Source organism: Arthrobacter agilis (assembly GCF_030816075.1).
In the GTDB taxonomy this organism is placed as follows: Bacteria; Actinomycetota; Actinomycetes; order Actinomycetales; family Micrococcaceae; genus Arthrobacter_D; species Arthrobacter_D agilis_E.
In genome coordinates, this window is sequence record NZ_JAUSXO010000001.1 from 2,445,235 (window position 1) to 2,466,550 (window position 21,316).

General features: G+C 64.8%; 21 protein-coding genes and 1 pseudogene. All 22 read right to left on the minus strand.

All coding sequences use genetic code 11. The annotated features are described in order from the left end of the window. Position 1: 1 nt before the first annotated feature. Positions 2–539 (minus strand): annotated as a pseudogene (rplF, locus tag QFZ50_RS11330) (50S ribosomal protein L6). A gap of 18 nt (positions 540–557) precedes the next feature. Continuing rightward, positions 558–956, minus strand: coding sequence for a 30S ribosomal protein S8 (rpsH, locus tag QFZ50_RS11335; protein ID WP_043440638.1), 399 nt, complete (start codon positions 954–956; stop codon positions 558–560). 87 nt (positions 957–1,043) lie between these two features. Beyond that, complete coding sequence (rplE, locus tag QFZ50_RS11340; protein ID WP_307084238.1) at positions 1,044–1,619, minus strand: 50S ribosomal protein L5; 576 nt, start codon at positions 1,617–1,619, stop codon at positions 1,044–1,046. Beyond that, positions 1,619–1,993 (minus strand): 50S ribosomal protein L24, encoded by a 375-nt coding sequence (gene rplX, locus QFZ50_RS11345; RefSeq protein ID WP_307084240.1) that lies wholly within the window; start codon positions 1,991–1,993, stop codon positions 1,619–1,621. The genes rplE and rplX overlap by 1 nt, the downstream gene beginning before the upstream one ends. 3 nt (positions 1,994–1,996) lie before the next feature. Then, positions 1,997–2,365: a 50S ribosomal protein L14 gene (rplN, locus tag QFZ50_RS11350; protein WP_049829173.1), complete on the minus strand. Its 369-nt coding sequence runs from the start codon at positions 2,363–2,365 to the stop codon at positions 1,997–1,999. Between the two features lie 346 nt (positions 2,366–2,711). Further along, complete coding sequence (rpsQ, locus tag QFZ50_RS11355) at positions 2,712–3,023, minus strand: 30S ribosomal protein S17 (RefSeq protein ID WP_307084242.1); 312 nt, start codon at positions 3,021–3,023, stop codon at positions 2,712–2,714. Continuing rightward, positions 3,020–3,361 (minus strand): 50S ribosomal protein L29, encoded by a 342-nt coding sequence (gene rpmC, locus QFZ50_RS11360; RefSeq protein ID WP_104050955.1) that lies wholly within the window; start codon positions 3,359–3,361, stop codon positions 3,020–3,022. Before rpmC ends, rpsQ begins: the two co-directional genes overlap by 4 nt. A 2-nt stretch (positions 3,362–3,363) precedes the next feature. After that, positions 3,364–3,780, minus strand: a complete 417-nt coding sequence (gene rplP / locus QFZ50_RS11365; protein WP_049829176.1) for a 50S ribosomal protein L16 — start codon at positions 3,778–3,780, stop codon at positions 3,364–3,366. After that, the gene (gene rpsC, locus QFZ50_RS11370; RefSeq protein ID WP_043440623.1) at positions 3,781–4,614 is read right to left on the minus strand and encodes a 30S ribosomal protein S3; all 834 of its coding nucleotides are present in this window, start codon (positions 4,612–4,614) and stop codon (positions 3,781–3,783) included. Then, complete coding sequence (gene rplV / locus QFZ50_RS11375) at positions 4,615–4,980, minus strand: 50S ribosomal protein L22 (protein WP_307084246.1); 366 nt, start codon at positions 4,978–4,980, stop codon at positions 4,615–4,617. It lies immediately after the preceding gene. 37 nt (positions 4,981–5,017) lie between these two features. After that, positions 5,018–5,299: a 30S ribosomal protein S19 gene (gene rpsS, locus QFZ50_RS11380; protein ID WP_026549122.1), complete on the minus strand. Its 282-nt coding sequence runs from the start codon at positions 5,297–5,299 to the stop codon at positions 5,018–5,020. 12 nt (positions 5,300–5,311) lie between these two features. Then, complete coding sequence (rplB, locus tag QFZ50_RS11385; protein WP_104050959.1) at positions 5,312–6,151, minus strand: 50S ribosomal protein L2; 840 nt, start codon at positions 6,149–6,151, stop codon at positions 5,312–5,314. Between the two features lie 31 nt (positions 6,152–6,182). Continuing rightward, positions 6,183–6,488: a 50S ribosomal protein L23 gene (gene rplW, locus QFZ50_RS11390; protein WP_104179310.1), complete on the minus strand. Its 306-nt coding sequence runs from the start codon at positions 6,486–6,488 to the stop codon at positions 6,183–6,185. Further along, positions 6,485–7,108: a 50S ribosomal protein L4 gene (gene rplD, locus QFZ50_RS11395; protein ID WP_307084253.1), complete on the minus strand. Its 624-nt coding sequence runs from the start codon at positions 7,106–7,108 to the stop codon at positions 6,485–6,487. The genes rplW and rplD overlap by 4 nt, the downstream gene beginning before the upstream one ends. A gap of 4 nt (positions 7,109–7,112) precedes the next feature. Beyond that, the gene (gene rplC / locus QFZ50_RS11400; RefSeq protein ID WP_104050961.1) at positions 7,113–7,769 is read right to left on the minus strand and encodes a 50S ribosomal protein L3; all 657 of its coding nucleotides are present in this window, start codon (positions 7,767–7,769) and stop codon (positions 7,113–7,115) included. A 16-nt stretch (positions 7,770–7,785) separates the two neighbouring features. After that, complete coding sequence (rpsJ, locus tag QFZ50_RS11405) at positions 7,786–8,094, minus strand: 30S ribosomal protein S10 (protein WP_026531952.1); 309 nt, start codon at positions 8,092–8,094, stop codon at positions 7,786–7,788. A gap of 485 nt (positions 8,095–8,579) precedes the next feature. After that, positions 8,580–9,770 (minus strand): elongation factor Tu, encoded by a 1,191-nt coding sequence (gene tuf, locus QFZ50_RS11410; RefSeq protein WP_105032927.1) that lies wholly within the window; start codon positions 9,768–9,770, stop codon positions 8,580–8,582. Positions 9,771–9,970: 200 nt separating this feature from the next. Beyond that, positions 9,971–12,085, minus strand: coding sequence for an elongation factor G (fusA, locus tag QFZ50_RS11415; RefSeq protein WP_307084256.1), 2,115 nt, complete (start codon positions 12,083–12,085; stop codon positions 9,971–9,973). An 87-nt stretch (positions 12,086–12,172) separates the two neighbouring features. Then, the gene (rpsG, locus tag QFZ50_RS11420) at positions 12,173–12,643 is read right to left on the minus strand and encodes a 30S ribosomal protein S7 (protein ID WP_043440595.1); all 471 of its coding nucleotides are present in this window, start codon (positions 12,641–12,643) and stop codon (positions 12,173–12,175) included. 1 nt (position 12,644) lies between these two features. After that, positions 12,645–13,019 carry a 30S ribosomal protein S12 gene (rpsL, locus tag QFZ50_RS11425; RefSeq protein ID WP_026545668.1) on the minus strand — a complete coding sequence of 125 codons (375 nt, stop codon included), beginning with the start codon at positions 13,017–13,019 and terminating at the stop codon, positions 12,645–12,647. A gap of 402 nt (positions 13,020–13,421) precedes the next feature. Further along, positions 13,422–17,315: a DNA-directed RNA polymerase subunit beta' gene (locus tag QFZ50_RS11430; protein ID WP_307084259.1), complete on the minus strand. Its 3,894-nt coding sequence runs from the start codon at positions 17,313–17,315 to the stop codon at positions 13,422–13,424. A gap of 186 nt (positions 17,316–17,501) precedes the next feature. After that, a complete protein-coding gene (gene rpoB / locus QFZ50_RS11435) occupies positions 17,502–21,011 on the minus strand; it encodes a DNA-directed RNA polymerase subunit beta (protein ID WP_307084261.1) in 3,510 nt (1,169 codons plus the stop codon). Positions 21,012–21,316: the final 305 nt, after the last annotated feature.

A 21,316-nucleotide genomic window follows, 5' to 3' on the forward strand; every position in this document is an offset into this window, starting at 1 on the left:
GTTACTTACCAGCCTTTCCGACCTTGCGGCGGATGATCTCGCCTGCGTAGCGGATGCCCTTGCCCTTGTACGGGTCAGGCCTGCGCAGCTTGCGGATGGTTGCAGCGACCTCGCCGACCTGCTGCTTGTTGATGCCTGCGACCGAGAGCTTGGTGGGGCTGTCGACGGTCAGGGTGATGCCCTCGGGAGCCTTGACGGCGACCGGGTGGCTGTAACCCAGAGCGAATTCCAGGTCGCTGCCCTTGGCCTGCACAACGGTAACCCGTGCCCACGATCTCGAGGTTCTTCTTGTAGCCCTCGGTGACTCCGACGATCATGTTGGAGATCAGCGTGCGGGTGAGGCCGTGGAGCGACCGCGACTCGCGCTCGTCGTTCGGGCGCGTGACGGTGAGGATGCCCTCGTTCAGGGAGACCTCGATGGGGCTGGGAACCGTGTGGCTCAGCTCGCCCTTCGAGCCCTTGACCGTGACCTCGTTGCCGTTGACAGCGATATCGACACCGGCGGGAACGGTGATGGGGAGACGTCCAATACGTGACATTTTTCTTTCCCTTTCCCGTTACCAGACGTAGGCGAGGACTTCCCCACCTACACCCTTCTTGGATGCCTGGCGGTCAGTCAGCAGACCGGAGGACGTGGACAGGATGGCGATGCCGAGGCCGCCGAGCACGTGGGGCAGGTTCGTGGACTTGGCGTACACGCGCAGACCCGGCTTGGAGATACGGCGGATGCCGGCGATGGAACGCTGGCGGTCCGGTCCGAACTTAAGGTCGATGGTCAGCTTCTTGCCGACCTCCGCTTCCTCTTCCTTCCAGCCGGCGATGTAGCCCTCGGCCTTCAGGATGTCCGCGACGCGGGCCTTCAGCTTGCTGTACGGCATGGACACGGAGTCGTGGTAAGCCGAGTTTGCGTTGCGCAGACGCGTGAGCATGTCTGCGACAGGATCTGTCATTGTCATGTGGGCTCTTGCCCTTCCTCGAAACGGTTTCCGGAGTCCGGCCGGCACACGGGGTGCCTGCTGGAGCGGACCTGCAACGTAGTTAGATTAATCTTCGGATTTGAACGGGAAGCCGAGCGCCTTGAGGAGCGCGCGGCCCTCGGCGTCGGTCTTGGCGGTGGTGACGACGGTGATGTCCATGCCACGCACCCGGTCGATACGGTCCTGGTCGATCTCGTGGAACATGGACTGCTCCGTGAGGCCGAAGGTGTAGTTGCCGTTGCCGTCGAACTGCTTGCCGTTCAGGCCGCGGAAGTCGCGGATACGGGGCAGTGCGAGGGAGATCAGGCGGTCCGTGAATTCCCACATGCGGTCGCCACGCAGGGTCGCGTGTGCGCCGATGGGCATTCCTTCGCGGAGCTTGAACTGCGCGATGGACTTGCGGGCCTTGGTGACCTGCGGCTTCTGGCCCGTGATCGCGGTGAGGTCCTTGACGGCCCCGTCGATCAGCTTGGAGTCCTTGGCGGCGTCACCGACACCCATGTTCACGACGACCTTCACCAGGCGCGGGACCTGGTTGACGTTGGCGTAGTTGAACTCTTCCTGCAGGGCGGCCTTGATCTCGGACGCGTAGCGCGCCTTGAGACGGGGAAGAACCCGGGTTTCTGCGGTTTCGACAGTCATTACAGATCCTTCCCTGATGACTTGGCCACGCGGATGCGGACGACCCGCTCGCGACCGTCGCGCTCGACGGTCTCGGTGCGGTATCCGACGCGGGTCGGCTTCTTGGTCTCGGGATCGACGACCGCGACGTTGCTGATGTGCACGGGGGCCTCGACCACCTCGATGCCACCGGTCTTGGTGCCGCGCTGCGACTGCCCGACCTTGGTGTGCTTGGTGATCCGGTTGATGCCTTCCACGAGGACACGGTTGGTGTCCGGGTAGACCTTCAGGACCTTGCCCTGCTTGCCGCGGTCTCCGCCGCGCTCCTGCTTGGCTCCGGTGATGACCTGGACGAGGTCACCCTTCTTGATCTTGAGCTTTGTCTTCTGTGCCATGGACTACAGCACCTCCGGCGCCAGCGAGATGATCTTCATGAAACGCTTGTCGCGGAGCTCGCGACCGACAGGGCCGAAGATACGGGTACCGCGGGGGTCGCCGTCGTTCTTCAGGATCACTGCTGCGTTCTCATCAAACTTGATGTAGGAACCGTCCGCGCGGCGGCGTTCCTTCTTGGTGCGGACGATGACCGCCTTGACGACGTCGCCCTTCTTGACGTTGCCGCCCGGGATCGCGTCCTTCACGGTGGCGACGATGACGTCGCCGATGCCTGCGTAGCGGCGCCCGGATCCTCCGAGAACGCGGATGGTCAAGATTTCCTTGGCCCCCGTGTTGTCGGCGACCTTTAGCCGCGACTCCTGCTGAATCACTGATAACTCCTGTCGTCGCGCCGGTTCTCTCATCGAGCCTTGCGGAACGGATATGGGTGGGCCCCGTAATACTGGTACTCAGCACGTGCGCGCCGGGGCGCGCGGCTGTGCGTGGAACTCGTGCACAGTGGATTCGTGGTGAACAAGATTATCGGGCTTTTGCCTATTTGCCCGGTGTGAAGGAACCCTGGGAAGGAGACCCGGCGAGGGTGACCTCGAGAGGGCATGCGCCAGCCCACCAGACAGACAAGATTCTCATGGTATCGCGAAAATGCCCCGGACACGAAATCGTGTCCGGGGCATCTCCGGTGGGGCCGGCGGAACCGGCCCCGTTACTGCTCAGGTGTTACTTGGCCTTCTCGATGACCTCGACCAGGCGCCACCGCTTGGTGGCGGACAGGGGGCGGGTCTCGCTGATCAGGACCATGTCGCCGATGCCGGCGGTGTTCTGCTCGTCGTGCGCCTTGACCTTGGAGCTGCGGCGAAGCACCTTGCCGTACAGGCCGTGCTTCACGCGGTCCTCGACCTCGACGACGATGGTCTTCTCCATCTTGTCCGACACGACGTAGCCACGGCGTACCTTGCGGTAGCCGCGCGAGTCGGCGTCGTGGACGGCCTTCTCGGTTCCTACGGTCGTCTCGCTCTGCTGCTCACTCATTTGGCGTCCTCCTCAGAAGCCTCGGTGTCCACGGACGGTGCGTCCTTGGAGGCCTTCTTGGCTTTCTTGGGCTTCTCCTCCTTCGCGGGCTTCGCTTCCTCGACGGGAGCGACGACCTCGGGGCGGATACCCAGTTCACGCTCGCGCAGCACCGTGTAGATGCGGGCGATGTCGCGCTTCACCGAACGAAGGCGACCGTGGCTTTCGAGCTGGCCGGTGGCCGACTGGAAACGGAGGTTGAACAGCTCCTCCTTGGCCTTGCGCAGTTCTTCCACCAGGCGGTCCTTATCGAAGCCGTCCAGCTGGTCTGTTGCCAGTTCCTTTGAACCCAGAGCCATAACTATTCACCACCCTCACGACGCACGATGCGTGCCTTCAACGGCAGCTTGTGGATCGCGAGGCGCAGGGCTTCGCGGGCTACCTCTTCGGAAACGCCGGACAGTTCGAAGAGAACACGTCCGGGCTTGACGTTGGCCACCCACCACTCGGGCGAACCCTTACCGGAACCCATGCGGGTCTCGGCAGGCTTCTTGGTCAACGGGCGGTCCGGATAGATGTTGATCCAGACCTTGCCGCCACGCTTGATGTGGCGGGTCATGGCGATACGAGCGGACTCGATCTGGCGGTTGGTGACGTATGCCGGGCTCAGAGCCTGGATACCCCACTCGCCGAAGCTGACCTCGGTACCGCCGGTTGCAGCGCCGGAACGACCCGGGTGGTGCTGCTTGCGGAATTTGACGCGACGCGGGATAAGCATTTAAGCCTGTCCTCCTTCAGTCGCAGCCGGAGCTGCGGCGGTCTCGGCGGGTGCTGACGCACCCTGGCCCTCGGAGCGCTCAGGTGCGCGACGACGACGGTCGCCTCCACGATCGGCGCCGGCGGGGCCACGGCCCGGACGGTCTCCACCGCGGCCGCGGGAAGGAGCTGCTGCAGCCTGGGCTGCGAGTTCCTTCGCCGTGACGTCACCCTTGTAGATCCAGACCTTCACGCCGATGCGGCCGAAGGTGGTCTTCGCTTCGAAGAAGCCGTAGTCGATGTTGGCGCGGAGCGTGTGCAGGGGCACGCGTCCCTCGCGGTAGAACTCCGAACGGCTCATCTCGGCGCCACCCAGGCGACCGGAGCACTGGACACGGATGCCCTTGGCGCCGGCACGCTGTGCGGACTGCATGGCCTTCTTCATCGCGCGGCGGAAGGCCACGCGTGAGGAGAGCTGCTCGGCGATGCCCTGGGCGACGAGCTGGGCTTCGATCTCGGGGTTCTTGACCTCGAGGATGTTCAGCTGGACCTGCTTGCCGGTGAGCTTCTCGAGCTCGCCGCGGATGCGGTCCGCTTCTGCTCCACGGCGGCCGATGACGATACCGGGACGTGCCGTGTGGATGTCCACGCGGACACGGTCGCGGGTGCGCTCGATCTCGACCTTCGCGATGCCGGCGCGGTCCATGCCGGTCGACATGAGCTGGCGGATCTTGATGTCTTCGCGGACGAAGTCACGGTAGCGCTGGCCCGGCTTGTTGCTGTCGGCGAACCAGTGTGACCGGTGGTCAGTGGTGATGCCGAGTCGGAACCCGTGCGGGTTTACTTTCTGTCCCACTTAGCGGACCTCCACTTTCTGAGGGGTAGCGACGACAACCGTGATGTGGCTGGTCCGCTTGTTGATGCGGTACGCGCGGCCCTGGGCACGCGGACGGAACCGCTTCATCGTGGGGCCTTCATCGACGAATGCTTCGCTGATGATGAGGTTGTCCTCGTCGAAGGCGACGCCGTCACGGTCCGCGAGAACGCGGGCGTTGGCGACTGCCGACTGGACCACCTTGAATACCGGCTCCGAAGCAACCTGTGGGGCAAACTTCAGAATAGCCAGAGCCTCATTCGCCTGCTTACCACGAACAAGGTTGACGACGCGCCGGGCCTTCATAGGCGTTACGCGGATATGACGCGCAATAGCCTTGGCTTCCATTGCTTTCCTTCTCTCGTCTTAGCCGTAAGAGCAGCGCCTAGCGGCGCTTGCCCTTGCGGTCGTCCTTAACATGGCCGCGGAAAGTCCGCGTGGGAGCGAATTCGCCGAGCTTGTGCCCGACCATCGACTCGGTGACAAACACCGGGATGTGCTTGCGTCCGTCGTGCACCGCGATCGTGTGCCCGAGCATGTCGGGGACGATCATGGAGCGGCGGGACCACGTCTTGATGACGTTCTTCGTGCCCGATTCGTTCTCGCGAGCGACCTTTACGTAAAGGTGCTGATCGACGAAGGGGCCTTTCTTCAGGCTGCGTGGCATGTCTCCAGGCTCCTATCGCTTGTTCTTGCCGGAACGACGGCGACGCACGATGAGTGAGTCGCTCTCTTTGTTGGGGCGACGCGTACGGCCTTCGGCCTTACCGTTCGGGTTGACCGGGTGGCGTCCACCGGAGGTCTTGCCCTCGCCACCACCGTGCGGGTGGTCGACCGGGTTCATGGCGACACCGCGGACGGTCGGGCGGATGCCCTTCCAGCGGTTACGGCCGGCCTTGCCCCAGTTGATGTTCGACTGCTCGGCGTTGCCGACCTCGCCGATCGTCGCGCGGCAGCGGACGTCGACGTTGCGGATCTCGCCGGAGGGCAGTCGCAGCTGGGCGAAGCGGCCTTCCTTGGCGACGAGCTGCACGGACGCACCGGCGGAGCGTGCCATCTTCGCGCCGCCGCCTGGGCGGAGCTCGACGGCGTGGATGACAGTACCCACGGGGATGTTCCGCAGCGGCAGGTTGTTGCCGGGCTTGATGTCAGCCCCGGCGCCGGCCTCGACGAAGTCGCCCTGCTTGAGCTTGTTCGGCGCGATGATGTAGCGCTTGGTGCCGTCGACGTAGTGCAGGAGGGCGATGCGCGCGGTGCGGTTCGGATCGTACTCGATCTCCGCGACGCGGGCGTCGACGCCGTCCTTGTCGTGGCGGCGGAAGTCGATCAGGCGGTACTGACGCTTGTGTCCACCGCCCTTGTGGCGGGTCGTGATCTTACCGGTGTTGTTACGTCCACCCTTCTTGGGAAGGGGACGGACCAACGACTTTTCCGGCGTCGACCGTGTGATTTCAGCGAAGTCGGCAACGCTCGAGCCACGACGGCCCGGGGTTGTCGGCTTGTATTTACGGATTCCCATAACTCAATTCCTCGTTAAAGTGGTCTCCGCTCTAGGAGAGCGGACCGCCGAAGATGTCGATCGTGCCCTCTTTGAGGGACACGATGGCACGCTTGGTGCCCTTGCGCTGGCCCCAGCCGAACTTGGTGCGCTTGCGCTTGCCAACCCGATTGATGGTGTTGATGGAGTCGACCTTCACGGAGAAGATCTTCTCGACCGCCAGTTTGATTTCTTCCTTGTTCGAGCGGGGGTCGACCAGGAAGGTGTACTTGCCTTCGTCGATCAGGCCGTAGCTCTTCTCCGAGACGACGGGTGCAATGACGACGTCGCGCGGATCCTTTGCGATGGTGCCGCTCACTTGGCATCCTCCTCGGAGATGACAGCAGACGCGCCGACGAACTGGTCGTAGGCGGCCTTGGTGAAGATGACGTCATCGGAGACCAGCACGTCGTACGTGTTGAGCTGGTCTACGTAGAGGACGTGTACCTCGGGGACGTTGCGCACGGAGAGTGCGGCGACGTCGTTGGCGCGCTCGATGACCACGAGCAGGCGGGGCCGCTCGGAGATCGCGCGCAGGGTCTCGATGGCACCCTTGGTGGACGGCTTGCCGCCGGTCACCAGGGACTCGAGGACGTGGATACGGCCGTTGCGTGCCCGGTCCGAGAGGGCTCCGCGCAGGGCGGCAGCAATCATCTTCTTGGGGGTGCGCTGGCTGTAGTCGCGGGGCGTGGGCCCGTGGACGATGCCGCCGCCGGTCATGTGGGGGGCGCGGATCGAACCCTGGCGGGCGCGACCGGTTCCCTTCTGCTTGAACGGCTTGCGGCCGGCGCCACTGACCTCGGCGCGGGTCTTGGTCTTGTGCGTACCCTGGCGGGCGGCAGCGAGCTGGGCGACGACGACCTGGTGCAGCAGCGGCACGTTGGTCTGTGCGTCGAAGATCTCCGCGGGGAGATCGACCTGGACAGTGTTGGCAGCCATGTGGCTATGCTCCCTTCACGGCGGTGCGTACGAGGACGACCTGGCCGCGGGCGCCGGGGACGGCACCCTTGATCAGCAGCAGCGACTTCTCGGCGTCGACAGCGTGAACCCGGAGGTTCAGCGTGGTCTGACGAACGGCACCCATGCGGCCTGCCATTTTCATTCCACGGAAGACGCGGCTGGGGGTGGATGCTCCACCGATGGAACCGGGCTTGCGGTGGTTCTTGTGGGCACCGTGCGAGGCACCGACGCCGTGGAAACCGTGGCGCTTCATGACGCCGGCAAAGCCCTTGCCCTTGGTGGTGCCGATGACGTCGACCGTCTGGCCGGCCTCGAACATCTCGACGGAGAGTTCCTGACCGAGCGAGTAGGAGTCGGCGTCGGACGTGCGCAGCTCGACGACGTGGCGGCGGGGCGTGACGCCTGCCTTCTCGAAGTGGCCTGCGAGCGGCTTGGTGACCTTGCGCGGGTCGATCTGGCCGAAGCCGATCTGGACGGCGGTGTAGCCGTCCTTGTCCGCGCTCAGGAGCTGCGTGATGACGTTGGAGTCCGCCTGGATGACGGTGACAGGGATGAGGATGTTGTTCTCGTCCCAGACCTGGGTCATGCCGAGCTTGGTGCCCAGCAGGCCCTTGACCTGACGCGTAAGTGAAGTAGACATGAGTATCCGCTCTCCCTTACAGCTTGATTTCGATGTTCACGTCCGCGGGCAGATCGAGACGCATCAGCGAATCGACGGCCTTGGGCGTGGGGTCAATGATGTCGATCAGACGCTTGTGAGTACGCATCTCGAAGTGCTCACGGCTGTCCTTGTACTTGTGCGGGGACCGGATGACAACGAATACGTTCTTCTCCGTGGGCAGGGGCACGGGGCCCACTACCGTTGCGCCTGCGCGCGTCACCGTCTCAACGATCTTCCGTGCTGAAACATCGATGACCTCGTGGTCATATGACTTCAGCCGGATGCGGATTTTCTGTCCCGCCATGGCGTCTCGACTCTCTCTCTCACTGCCGAAGCAGTTCCGGTACATTCGTACATTTCGTGCGCCCGTTGTACGGCGCTTCCTGAACAGGCTGAATCCGGAAGGATCCGGGTTCCTCACCCTGCCAGGGCTCCGACCCCCGCGCTCGGGCGTGTCGCACATCGTGGACACACACGCTCCGCTGCTTCCGGCTCGGCCGGACGGGGTGGATTTCATTTGGGCCCCGCGCCTCGGCGGACCCGCTCCCTGCATCAGGCATTATCCTGACCGGGAAGAAGTCTCGAACCGCGCGCGCAGGCGCTTGAACAACTTATCCAGTGTGGCAGATTACCGCGATGATTGCGAACCGGGAGGAATGGCGGTATGGGTGATCCGCGCTACCTTCCCTCCGCTCCCCCGCCCCGATCACGAGAAGACCCCCGCCGGACATCCGACGGGGGTCTTCTTCTCGCCAACGGGTCAGAGCCCGCCGGCTGGGTGATACCGAATTACTTCAGGATCTTGGTGACGCGTCCCGAACCGACGGTGCGGCCGCCTTCGCGGATGGCGAAGCCGAGGCCCTCTTCCATCGCGATGGGCTGGATGAGCTCGACGGACATCTCGGTGTTGTCGCCGGGCATGACCATCTCGGTGCCCTCGGGGAGGGTGATGACGCCGGTCACGTCCGTGGTACGGAAGTAGAACTGCGGGCGGTAGTTGGAGTAGAACGGGTTGTGACGCCCGCCCTCGTCCTTCGCCAGGATGTAGACGTTGGCCTCGAAGTCGGTGTGAGGGGTGATGGAACCCGGCTTCACGATGACCTGGCCACGCTCTACGTCTTCGCGCTTGATGCCGCGGAGCAGCAGACCACAGTTCTCGCCGGCCCAGGCCTCGTCGAGCTGCTTGTGGAACATCTCGATACCGGTGACCGTGGTCTTCTGGACCGGACGGATACCGACGATCTCGACCTCGGAGTTGATGGCGAGGGTTCCACGCTCGGCGCGGCCCGTGACGACGGTTCCACGACCGGTGATCGTGAAGACGTCCTCGACAGGCATGAGGAACGGCTTGTCCTTGTCGCGGATGGGGTCAGGAACGTTGTTGTCAACGGCTTCCATCAGGTCCTCGACGGACTTGACCCACTCGGCGTCGCCTTCGAGCGCCTTGAGGCCCGACACGCGGACGACAGGAGCGTCGTCGCCGTCGAAGCCCTGCGAGCTGAGGAGCTCACGCACCTCCATCTCGACGAGATCGAGGAGTTCCTCGTCGTCGACCATGTCGGACTTGTTGAGCGCGACCAGCAGGTAGGGGACGCCGACCTGGCGGGCGAGCAGGACGTGCTCGCGGGTCTGGGCCATCGGGCCGTCGGTGGCGGCGACAACGAGGATCGCGCCGTCCATCTGGGCAGCACCGGTGATCATGTTCTTGATGTAGTCGGCGTGACCGGGGGCGTCTACGTGTGCGTAGTGGCGCTTCTCGGTCTGGTACTCGACGTGCGAGATGTTGATGGTGATGCCGCGCTGCTTCTCCTCGGGAGCCGAGTCGATCGACGCGAAGTCACGCTGCTCGTTGAGAGTGGGGTACTTGTCGTACAGCACCTTCGAAATGGCAGCCGTCAACGTCGTCTTTCCATGGTCAACGTGACCGATGGTGCCGATGTTAACGTGCGGCTTAGTCCGCTCGAACTTTGCCTTCGCCACGGGTTCCTCCTAGAACGTTTGAGAAGATCTGCTTCCCAGCCGCGCTTTTCGCAGCTGAAACTCATGCAAGTCTACTGGGGGCTTTTGGTTTTGATGAAATTGCCGTTCACCGCCGGACCGGTGGTCCGGCGGCTGGAGGACGGGCCGGCCTGCCCTTGGACAGGCCGGCCCGTCCCCCGGGATCCCGTTACCGGGAGGGGCTACTCGCCGCGCGTCTTCTGGATGATCTCGTCGGCCACTGCCTTCGGGACCTCCGAGTAGCTGTCGAACTGCATGGAGTACACGGCACGGCCCTGGGTCTTGGACCGCAGGTCGCCGATGTAGCCGAACATGCCCGACAGGGGCACGTGGGCGCGGATGACCTTCACACCGCTCGCGTCCTCCATGGACTGCATCTGGCCACGGCGGGAGTTCAGGTCACCGATGACTTCACCCATGTATTCCTCAGGGGTGCGGACCTCGACGTCCATGAGGGGCTCGAGCAGCACGGGCTGTGCCATGCGCGCGGCCTCCTTGAACGCCATGCGGCCGGCGATCTTGAACGCCATCTCCGAGGAGTCGACGTCGTGGTAGGCACCGTCGAGCAGGGTCGCCTTGATGCCGACCACGGGGTAGCCCGCGAGGACACCGTCGTTGAGTGCATCCTGGATGCCCGCGTCGACGCTCGGGATGTACTCGCGAGGCACGCGGCCACCGGTGACCTTGTTGTCGAACGAGTAGAGCTCGCCCTCGGACGTGTCCAGGGGTTCGATCGCGATCTGGATCTTCGCGAACTGGCCCGAGCCACCGGTCTGCTTCTTGTGCGTGTAGTCGTGCTTGGCGACCGCGCGCTTGATCGTCTCGCGGTAGGCGACCTGGGGCTTGCCCACGTTCGCCTCGACCTTGAACTCGCGGCGCATGCGGTCCACGAGGATGTCCAGGTGGAGCTCGCCCATGCCGGCGATGATCGTCTGTCCGGTGTCCTCGTTGAGGGACACCTGGAAGGTGGGATCCTCGGCCGACAGCTTCTGGATGGCTGTGGACAGCTTCTCCTGGTCGCCCTTGGTCTTCGGCTCGATGGCCACCGAGATCACGGGCTCCGGGAAGCTCATGGACTCGAGGACGATCTGGTTCGCCGAATCGGACAGGGTGTCACCGGTGGTGGTGTCCTTCAGGCCGATCGCCGCGTAGATGTGACCGGCGAGGGCTTCCTCGACGGGGATCTCCTTGTTGGCGTGCATCTGGAACAGCTTCCCGATGCGCTCCTTCTTGGTCTTCGTGGAGTTCGTCACCTGCGTACCGGCCGAGATCTGGCCGGAGTAGACGCGGATGAAGGTCAGCTGCCCGAAGAAGGGGTGCGTGGCGACCTTGAACGCGAGGGCCGAGAACGGCTCTTCCGTGCTGGGCTTGCGCGTCAGCTCGACCTCTTCGTTCCGGGGATCGTGACCGATCATCGGGGGGACGTCCAGGGGCGAGGGCAGGTAGTCGATGACGGCGTCGAGCATCGGCTGCACGCCGCGGTTCTTGAACGCGGAGCCGCAGAGGATCGGGTAGAGCTCGGAGTTGATCGTCATCTTGCGGATGCCGGCCTTCAGCTCCTCGATGGTGATCTCTTCGCCCTCGAGGTACTTGTTCATGAGCTCGTCGGACGATTCGGCGACGGTCTCGACGAGCGTCGCGCGGTACTCCTCGGCCTTCGCCTGGAGATCGGCGGGGATCTCCTGGATCTCGTACTTCGCGCCCATGGTCACGTCGCCCTTGGCATCGCCGGGCCACACGAGGGCACGCATGTAGAGCAAGTCGACGACGCCGATGAAGTCGTTCTCGGCACCGATGGGGAGCTGCAGCACGAGGGGCTTGGCACCCAGGCGGCTGATGATGGTGTCGACGGTGAAGTAGAAGTCGGCGCCCAGCTTGTCCATCTTGTTGACGAAGCAGATGCGGGGGACCTCGTACTTGTCGGCCTGACGCCAGACAGTCTCCGACTGGGGCTCGACGCCCTCCTTGCCGTCGAACACGGCGACGGCGCCGTCGAGGACGCGCAGGGAGCGCTCCACCTCGACGGTGAAGTCGACGTGCCCGGGGGTGTCGATGATGTTGATCTGGTTGTTCTCCCAGAAGCAGGTCACGGCGGCAGACGTGATGGTGATGCCGCGCTCCTTCTCCTGTTCCATCCAGTCGGTGGTGGAGGCACCGTCGTGCGTCTCGCCGATCTTGTGGTTTACACCCGTGTAGAACAGGATGCGCTCGGTAGTAGTGGTCTTGCCGGCATCGATGTGGGCCATGATGCCGATGTTGCGGACCTTGTTGAGGTCGGTAAGCACGTCCTGTGCCACGGTGTCTCCCTTTTGACGAGAATGGAGTTCTGCTGGCCTAGCGGCCGGACCGCCCCTTGTGGGTGGCGGCCCGGCCGGGAGCCTGGGCTACCAGCGGTAGTGTGCGAAGGCCTTGTTGGACTCGGCCATCTTGTGGGTGTCCTCGCGGCGCTTGACTGCGGCACCGAGGCCGTTGGAGGCGTCGAGGATCTCGTTCTGCAGGCGCTCGGTCATCGTCTTCTCGCGGCGAGCCTTCGAGTAGCCGACGAGCCAGCGGAGGGCCAGGGCGGTCGAACGACCGGGCTTGACCTCGACGGGGACCTGGTAGGTCGCGCCACCGACACGGCGTGAGCGGACCTCGAGGGTCGGCTTCACGTTGTCCATGGCCTTCTTGAGGGCTGCGACGGGGTCGCCGCCGGACTTGGCGCGTGCACCTTCGAGGGCACCGTAGACGATGCGCTCCGCGGTGGACTTCTTGCCGTCGACGAGCACCTTGTTGATCAGCTGCGTGACCAGGGGCGAACCGTAGACGGGATCGACAACGAGCGGCCGCTTGGGGGCCGGGCCCTTACGAGGCATATTACTTCTTCTCCATCTTCGCGCCGTAGCGGCTACGAGCCTGCTTGCGGTTCTTCACGCCCTGGGTATCCAGCGCGCCACGGACGATCTTGTAGCGGACACCGGGGAGGTCCTTCACACGGCCGCCGCGCACCAGCACGATGGAGTGTTCCTGAAGGTTGTGGCCGACACCCGGGATGTAGGCGGTCACTTCGATGCCACCGTTGAGGCGCACACGGGCGACCTTGCGGAGAGCCGAGTTCGGCTTCTTCGGGGTGGTGGTGTACACGCGGGTGCAGACGCCGCGCTTCATGGGGCTGCCCTTGAGTGCGGGCGCCTTGGTCTTGGAGACCTTAGGTGACCGGCCCTTGCGGACCAGCTGGTTAATCGTAGGCACTTTCGTGTTCTCCGTAATGTCTGAAGATGAGTTTCCTGTCGCCCTACTCCGCGGTCAGGGCGGCTTCGCAGGGCCGCACCATCCAGAGATCGGGATGATCAGTCGTTTGGCGCACCGCCGACGGACAACCTGCCGCAGAACGACTGTAGGCGTGCGAAAATGTGGCATTCGTTGTACAACCTACGTACAACACGGAGATACGTTTCGCAACGCCGATCCACTGCCACACAAACAATTGGTCCCCAGTCTACCAGAGATCGGGTGCCGGCCCGTGCGGGGAGCACCGTCCCCGTGTGGTAGGGCCCTCCGGCGGGAACGGGGAAGGCCCCGGACCGAGGTCGGTCCGGGGCCTTCCCAGGCAGGGTGGTGCCGGCCGGAGCCGGTACCACCGTCGCGGTCTTCCTAGCGGAAGTCGCTGTTGCCCATGTCGTAGTCGTCCAGCGGGATGGCGTGGAACTCGGGGCTCATGCCACCCTCGACACCGGCGTAGTCGAAGTCGCTGAACGCGCTCGGACCGGTGAAGAGGTTCGCCTTGGCTTCCTCGGTGGGCTCGACCGTGACCTTCGTGTAGCGGTCCAGGCCGGTACCGGCCGGGATGAGCTTACCGATGATCACGTTCTCCTTGAGGCCGAGCAGCGGATCGCTCTTGCCTTCCATGGCGGCCTGCGTGAGGACACGCGTGGTCTCCTGGAAGGAAGCGGCCGACAGCCACGACTCGGTCGCGAGCGACGCCTTGGTGATACCCATGAGCTCGGGCCGGCCGGAGGCCGGCTTCTTGCCCTCGGACACCACGCGGCGGTTCTCGTCCTCGAAGCGGCGACGCTCGGCCAGCTCACCGGGGAGCAGGTCCGACTCGCCGGACTCGATCACGGTGACGCGACGCAGCATCTGGCGGACGATGACCTCCACGTGCTTGTCGTGGATACCCACACCCTGGCTGCGGTACACGCGCTGCACCTCGTCGACCAGGAACTCCTGGGCCTTGCGGGGGCCGAGGATACGCAGGATCTGCTTCGGGTCCACCGCACCGAAGACGAGCTGCTGCCCGACCTCGACGTGGTCCCCGTCGGCGACCAGGAGGCGCGCACGGCGCAGGACCGGGTACGCGATCTCCTCGGAACCGTCGTCGGGGGTGACCACCAGGCGGAGCTGCTTCTCGGCATCCTCGATGGTGACGCGCCCTGCGACCTCGGAGATCGGGGCGACACCCTTGGGGGTACGCGCCTCGAAAAGCTCCTGGATACGGGGCAGACCCTGGGTGATGTCCTCCGCGGAGGCCACACCGCCGGTGTGGAAGGTACGCATGGTCAGCTGCGTGCCGGGCTCACCGATCGACTGTGCGGCGATGATGCCGACGGCCTCTCCGATGTCCACGGTCTTGCCGGTCGCGAGGGACCGGCCGTAGCAGAGCGCACACGTACCGACGCTGGACTCACAGGTCAGCACGGAGCGGACCTTGATGTCCGAGATACCCGCCTCGAACAGTTCACCGATGAGCACGTCTCCGACGTCGGAGCCCGCGGCAGCGAGCACCGCACCCTTCGAGTCGACGACGTCGGTGGCCAGCGTACGGGCGTAGGCCGAGTTCTCGACCTCCTCGTGCAGCACCAGCTCACCGTCGGCGTTCGGCACGGCGATGGTGACCTTCAGGCCACGCTCCGTCCCGCAGTCGTCCTCGCGGACGATGACGTCCTGGGAGACGTCGACCAGGCGACGGGTCAGGTAACCCGAGTTGGCCGTACGCAGGGCGGTGTCGGCGAGGCCCTTACGGGCACCGTGCGTGGCGATGAAGTACTCCAGGACCGACAGGCCCTCGCGGTACGAGGACTTGATCGGACGCGGGATGATCTCGCCCTTCGGGTTGGCCACGAGGCCACGGATACCGGCGATCTGGCGGACCTGCAGCCAGTTACCACGGGCACCGGAGGACACCATGCGGTTGATGGTGTTGTCCTTCGGCATCGCGTCGCGCATCGAGGCGGCAACCTCGTTGGTCGCCTTGTTCCAGATGTCGATGAGCTCCTGGCGGCGCTCCTCGTCGGCGATGAGGCCCTTGTCGAACTGCGACTGGACCTTGGCGGCCTGCGTCTCGTAGCCCTCCATGATGCCGGCCTTGTTGATCGGCGCGGAGATGTCCGAGATCGCGACGGTGACGCCCGAGCGGGTCGCCCAGTAGAAACCGGCGTCCTTCAGGTTGTCCAGCGTCGCCGCCGTGACCACCTTCGGGTAGCGCTCGGCGAGGTCGTTGACGATCGTCGAGAGCTGGCCCTTGTCGGCGACCTTCTCCACCCAGGGGTAGTCCTCGGGGAGGGTGTCGTTGAACAGGACCTGCCCGAGGGAGGTCTCGATCAGCGCGGGGGTACCGGGCTCCCAGCCCTCGGGCGCAGCGATATCGGCGCTGGGCACGAAGCGGGGGACGCGGATCCGGACGACCGAGTTCAGGTGCAGCTCACCGGCGTCGTGGGCCATGATGGCCTCCGACGGGCTGGTGAAGACGCGACCCTCGCCGGCACTCCCCTCACGCTTGGTGGTGAGGTGGTGCAGACCGATGATCATGTCCTGCGAGGGCAGGGTGACCGGACGGCCGTCGGACGGCTTCAAGATGTTGTTCGAGGAGAGCATCAGGATGCGCGCCTCGGCCTGGGCCTCGGGGCTCAGCGGCAGGTGCACCGCCATCTGGTCGCCGTCGAAGTCCGCGTTGAACGCACCGCAGACCAGCGGGTGGAGCTGGAGTGCCTTGCCTTCGACGAGCTGCGGCTCGAACGCCTGGATGCCGAGGCGGTGCAGGGTGGGTGCACGGTTCAGCAGCACGGGGTGCTCGGTGATGATCTCTTCGAGGACGTCCCAGACCTGGGGGCGGTACCGCTCGACCATGCGCTTGGCGCTCTTGATGTTCTGCGCGTGGTTGAGGTCCACCAGGCGCTTCATCACGAACGGCTTGAAGAGCTCCAGGGCCATCTGCTTGGGCAGACCACACTGGTGCAGCTTCAGCTGCGGGCCGACGACGATGACCGAACGGCCCGAGTAGTCGACGCGCTTGCCGAGGAGGTTCTGGCGGAAACGACCCTGCTTGCCCTTCAGCATGTCCGAGAGGGACTTCAGGGGACGGTTGCCCGGTCCGGTGACGGGACGGCCACGACGGCCGTTGTCGAACAGGGAGTCGACCGCTTCCTGCAGCATGCGCTTCTCGTTGTTCACGATGATCTCGGGCGCACCGAGATCGAGCAGGCGCTTGAGGCGGTTGTTCCTGTTGATGACGCGGCGGTACAGGTCGTTCAGGTCGGACGTCGCGAAACGGCCACCGTCGAGCTGGACCATCGGGCGCAGTTCCGGCGGGATCACCGGCACGGCGTCGAGGACCATGCCCAGGGGGCTGTTCGTCGTCGTCAGGAACGCGTTGACCACCTTGAGGCGCTTCAGGGCGCGCGTCTTCCGCTGGCCCTTGCCGTTCTGGATGATGTCGCGCAGCAGCTCGGCCTCGGCGGGCATGTCGAAGTTCTCGAGGCGCTTCTTGATCGCCTCGGCACCCATGGAGCCCTCGAAGTACAGTCCGTAGCGGTCGCGCAGTTCGCGGTACAGGCCTTCGTCACCCTCGAGGTCGGCGACCTTGAGGCTCTTGAAGCGCTCCCACACCTGGACGAGGCGCTCGATGTCGGCGTCGGCGCGCTTGCGGACGTTCGCCATCTGGCGGTCGGCCGAGTCGCGGGCCTTCTTCTTGTCGGCGGCCTTCGCACCTTCGCCTTCGAGGCGGGCGAGCTCGTCCTCGAGGTCCTTGGCGATCGCGGCGATGTCGGAGTCGCGCTGGTCCGTCATCTGCTTCTTCTCGAGGTCGTGCTCGGCCTGGAGGTTCGGCAGTTCGGCGTGGCGGTTCTCCTCGTCGACCGACGTGATCATGTAGGCGGCGAAGTAGATGACCTTCTCGAGGTCCTTGGGAGCGAGATCGAGGAGGTAGCCGAGGCGCGAGGGGACGCCCTTGAAGTACCAGATGTGCGTGACGGGAGCAGCGAGCTCGATGTGGCCCATGCGCTCACGGCGCACCTTGGCACGCGTCACCTCGACGCCGCAGCGCTCACAGATGATGCCCTTGAAGCGCACGCGCTTGTACTTGCCGCAGTAGCACTCCCAGTCCCGGGACGGGCCGAAGATCTTCTCGCAGAAGAGGCCGTCCTTCTCGGGCTTGAGCGTGCGGTAGTTGATGGTTTCCGGCTTCTTGACCTCACCGTACGACCAGCCACGGATTTCATCCGCGGTGGCGAGGCCGATCTGCATGAGGCCGAAGGAGGATTCGCTGGACATATGGTCCCTGTTCTCTCTTTGTTCTCTAAATTCTTGAAGTCTTGTGGGGTGCGGCGAAGGGCCAGGCCCGCACCGGTCCAGGGAGGTGCCCGGAGGAAGGCGGCCTTAATATTTCAAGGCCGCCCGCGGCCGCCAGAAATTTCGTGGCCGCCGTTCCGGGTACCGGACTGGACCGGTACGCGATACCTAGACCTCTTCGACGGAACTCGGCTCGGCCCGTGAGAGGTCGATGCCCAGTTCCTCCGCGGCCCGGAAGACTTCTTCATCCGAGTCACGCATCTCGATCGTCGTGCCGTCGGTGGAGAGGACCTCCACGTTCAGGCACAGCGACTGCATTTCCTTGATCAGCACCTTGAAGGACTCGGGAACGCCCGGCTCGGGGATGTTCTCGCCCTTGACGATGGCCTCGTACACCTTGACGCGTCCGTGGATGTCGTCCGACTTGATGGTCAGGAGTTCCTGCAGCGTGTACGCCGCACCGTAGGCCTCGAGGGCCCACACTTCCATCTCACCGAAGCGCTGGCCGCCGAACTGTGCCTTACCACCCAGCGGCTGCTGCGTGATCATCGAGTACGGGCCGGTGGAGCGCGCGTGGATCTTGTCGTCCACCAGGTGGTGGAGCTTCAGGATGTACATGTAGCCGACGGAGATCGGGTCCGGGAACGGCTCGCCGGAGCGGCCGTCGAACAGGCGCGCCTTGCCGGACTCGCCGATGAGGCGCTGTCCGTCACGGGTCACGTTCGTCGAGCCGAGCAGGCCGACGATCTCGTCCTCGGTCGCGCCGTCGAACACGGGGGTCGCGACGGTGGTGGTGGCGATCTCCCGGGGAAGGTTCGGGAGGTTCTTCATCCACTCCGGCTCGCCCTCGATCTTCCAGCCCTGCTTGGCTGCCCAGCCGAGGTGGATCTCGAGGACCTGGCCCACGTTCATGCGTCCGGGGACGCCGAGCGGGTTCAGGACGATGTCGACGGGCGTGCCGTCCTCGAGGAACGGCATGTCCTCGATCGGGAGGATCTTGGAGATGACGCCCTTGTTGCCGTGGCGGCCCGCGAGCTTGTCACCGTCCGTGATCTTGCGCTTCTGCGCCACGTACACGCGGACCAGCTGGTTGACGCCCGGGGGCAGCTCGTCGTCGTTGTCGCGGTCGAAGATGCGCACACCGATGACGGTTCCCGACTCACCGTGGGGGACCTTCAGCGAGGTGTCGCGGACTTCGCGGCTCTTCTCGCCGAAGATGGCGCGCAGCAGGCGCTCCTCGGGGGTCAGTTCCGTCTCGCCCTTGGGGGTGACGCGACCGACGAGGATGTCGCCGGCCTCGACCTCGGCACCGATGTGGATGATGCCGCGCTCGTCGAGCGCACCGAGGACCTCTTCGGAGACGTTCGGGATGTCACGCGTGATCTCCTCGGCACCGAGCTTGGTGTCGCGGGCATCGACTTCGTGCTCCTCGATGTGGATCGACGTCAGGACGTCGTCGGAGACGATGCGCTGCGACAGGATGATCGCGTCCTCGAAGTTGTGACCCTCCCAGGACATGAACGCCACGAGCATGTTCTTGCCGAGCGCGAGCTCGCCCTGGTCCGTGGAGGGACCGTCGGCGATGATCGTGTTGTACTCGACGCGGTCGCCCTCGGAGACCAGGACGCGCTGGTTGTACGCGTTGCCCTGGTTCGAGCGGGCGAACTTCATGATCGGGTAGTTCGTCTCGGTGCCGTCGTCGTTGAGGACGCTGACCAGGTCGGCCGACACCTCGTTGACCACACCGGCCTTCGTCGCGGTGACGGCGTCACCGGCATCGACGGCGGCGTTCTTCTCCATGCCGGTGCCCACGAGGGGACGCTCGGAACGGAGCAGGGGCACGGCCTGGCGCTGCATGTTCGCACCCATGAGGGCGCGGTTGGCGTCGTCGTGCTCCAGGAACGGGATCATCGCGGTCGCGACGGACACCATCTGGCGCGGGGAGACGTCCATGTACTCGACCTCGCCGGGCTCGACGAGCACGGGCTCGCCCGAACCACCACGCGTCCGCACGAGGACCATGTCCTCGGTGAACGTGTTGTCGGCGTCGAGGGGCGCGTTCGCCTGGGCGATGAGGCGCTCCACCTCGTCGTCGGCGGTCAGGTAGTCGATCTGGTCCGTGACCAGACCGTCGACTACCTTGCGGTACGGGGTCTCGATGAAGCCGAACGCGTTGATCCGGCCGTACGAGGCGAGCGAACCGATCAGGCCGATGTTCGGGCCTTCAGGGGTCTCGATGGGGCACATGCGGCCGTAGTGCGACGGGTGGACGTCACGGACCTCCATGCCGGCGCGGTCACGGGACAGGCCACCCGGGCCCAGCGCGGACAGGCGACGCTTGTGCGTCAGTCCGGCCAGCGGGTTGTTCTGGTCCATGAACTGCGAGAGCTGGGAGGTTCCGAAGAACTCCTTGATCGCGGCCACGACGGGGCGGATGTTGATCAGGGTCTGCGGCGTGATCGCCTCGACGTCCTGGGTCGTCATACGCTCGCGGACGACGCGCTCCATGCGGGACAGGCCGGTGCGGACCTGGTTCTCGATGAGCTCGCCGACGGCGCGGATGCGGCGGTTGCCGAAGTGGTCGATGTCGTCGACCTCGACGCGGAGTTCGACGTCGCCGCCGTCACGCTTGCCGCCGAGGGTCTTCTCACCGGCGTGCAGGGCGACCAGGAACTTGATCATCGCGACGATGTCGTCGATGTTCAGCACCGAGGCGTCGGAATCCGTGAGGTCCTTGTCGATGCCGAGCTTGCGGTTGATCTTGTACCGGCCGACCTTCGCGAGGTCGTAGCGCTTCGGGTTGAAGTACAGGTTGTCCAGGAGGGTCTGGGCAGCCTCGACCGTGGGGGGCTCGCCCGGTCGCAGCTTGCGGTAAATGTCCAGGAGGGCGTCCTCGCGGGTCTCCGTCGCGTCCTTCTCCATGGTGGCGCGGATGGAGTCGTACTGGCCGAACTCCTCCAGGATCTGGCCTTCGGTCCAGCCGAGGGCCTTCAGCAGCACGGTGACGGACTGCTTGCGCTTGCGGTCGAGGCGCACGCCGACCTGGTCGCGCTTGTCGATCTCGAGCTCGAACCAGGCACCACGCGACGGGATGATCTTCGCGCTGAAGATGTCCTTGTCACTGGTCTTGTCGGCCGTGCGCTCGAAGTAGGCACCCGGTGAACGGACGAGCTGCGACACGACGACGCGCTCGGTGCCGTTGATGACGAAGGTGCCCTTGTCGGTCATGAGGGGGAAGTCGCCCATGAAGACGGTCTGCTGCTTGATCTCGCCCGTGTTGTTGTTCATGAACTCGGCCTTGACGTACAGCGGCGCGGAGTAGGTCGCATCGCGATCCTTGCACTCGGCCATGGTGTACTTGGGGTCCGCGAACTCGGGCTCTGAGAAGCTCAGGGACATGGTGCCCTGGAAGTCCTCGATCGGGGAGATCTCCTCGAAGATGTCGGCCAGACCGGAGGTCGTGGCTACACCCTGCAGTCCCTTTTCCAGCGCTTCCTCAACGCGGGCCTTCCAGCGCTCGTTGCCGACGAGCCAGTCGAAGCTGTCCGTCTGCAGGGCGAGGAGGTTGGGAACTTCAAGCGGTTCGTGAATCTTTGCGAATGAGAGCCGGGGTGCGGCGCCGTCGGCGTCGACCTGGCTGGTAGCGGTTGCATTATTAGAGGTGCTCGGGGCGACCAAGAGGGATCCTTCCACAGACCGTCAGGCTTGTCAGCGCTTTCGCCTCAGCACCGCCACCGCAGTATGCTGCGGGGATCTCAGTGCTCACCGGGTCTGCTCGCGCCCTTCCCCACCAGGAGGCCAGGTCAACGACGAGAGCAGAGCAAAGCCCACCGCTATATGAAGGCTGAGGTTTAGAGGGAAGACGCAAAGAACTACATTACGCCACCCACGGCGTAATGTCCAATACCCCTCTCCCCTTCGTGCGTCAAGCCCGCCGCGCCTCGTGGGGAGGAAGTGAGGGCGGTACCCTCCGGCCGCCGGGG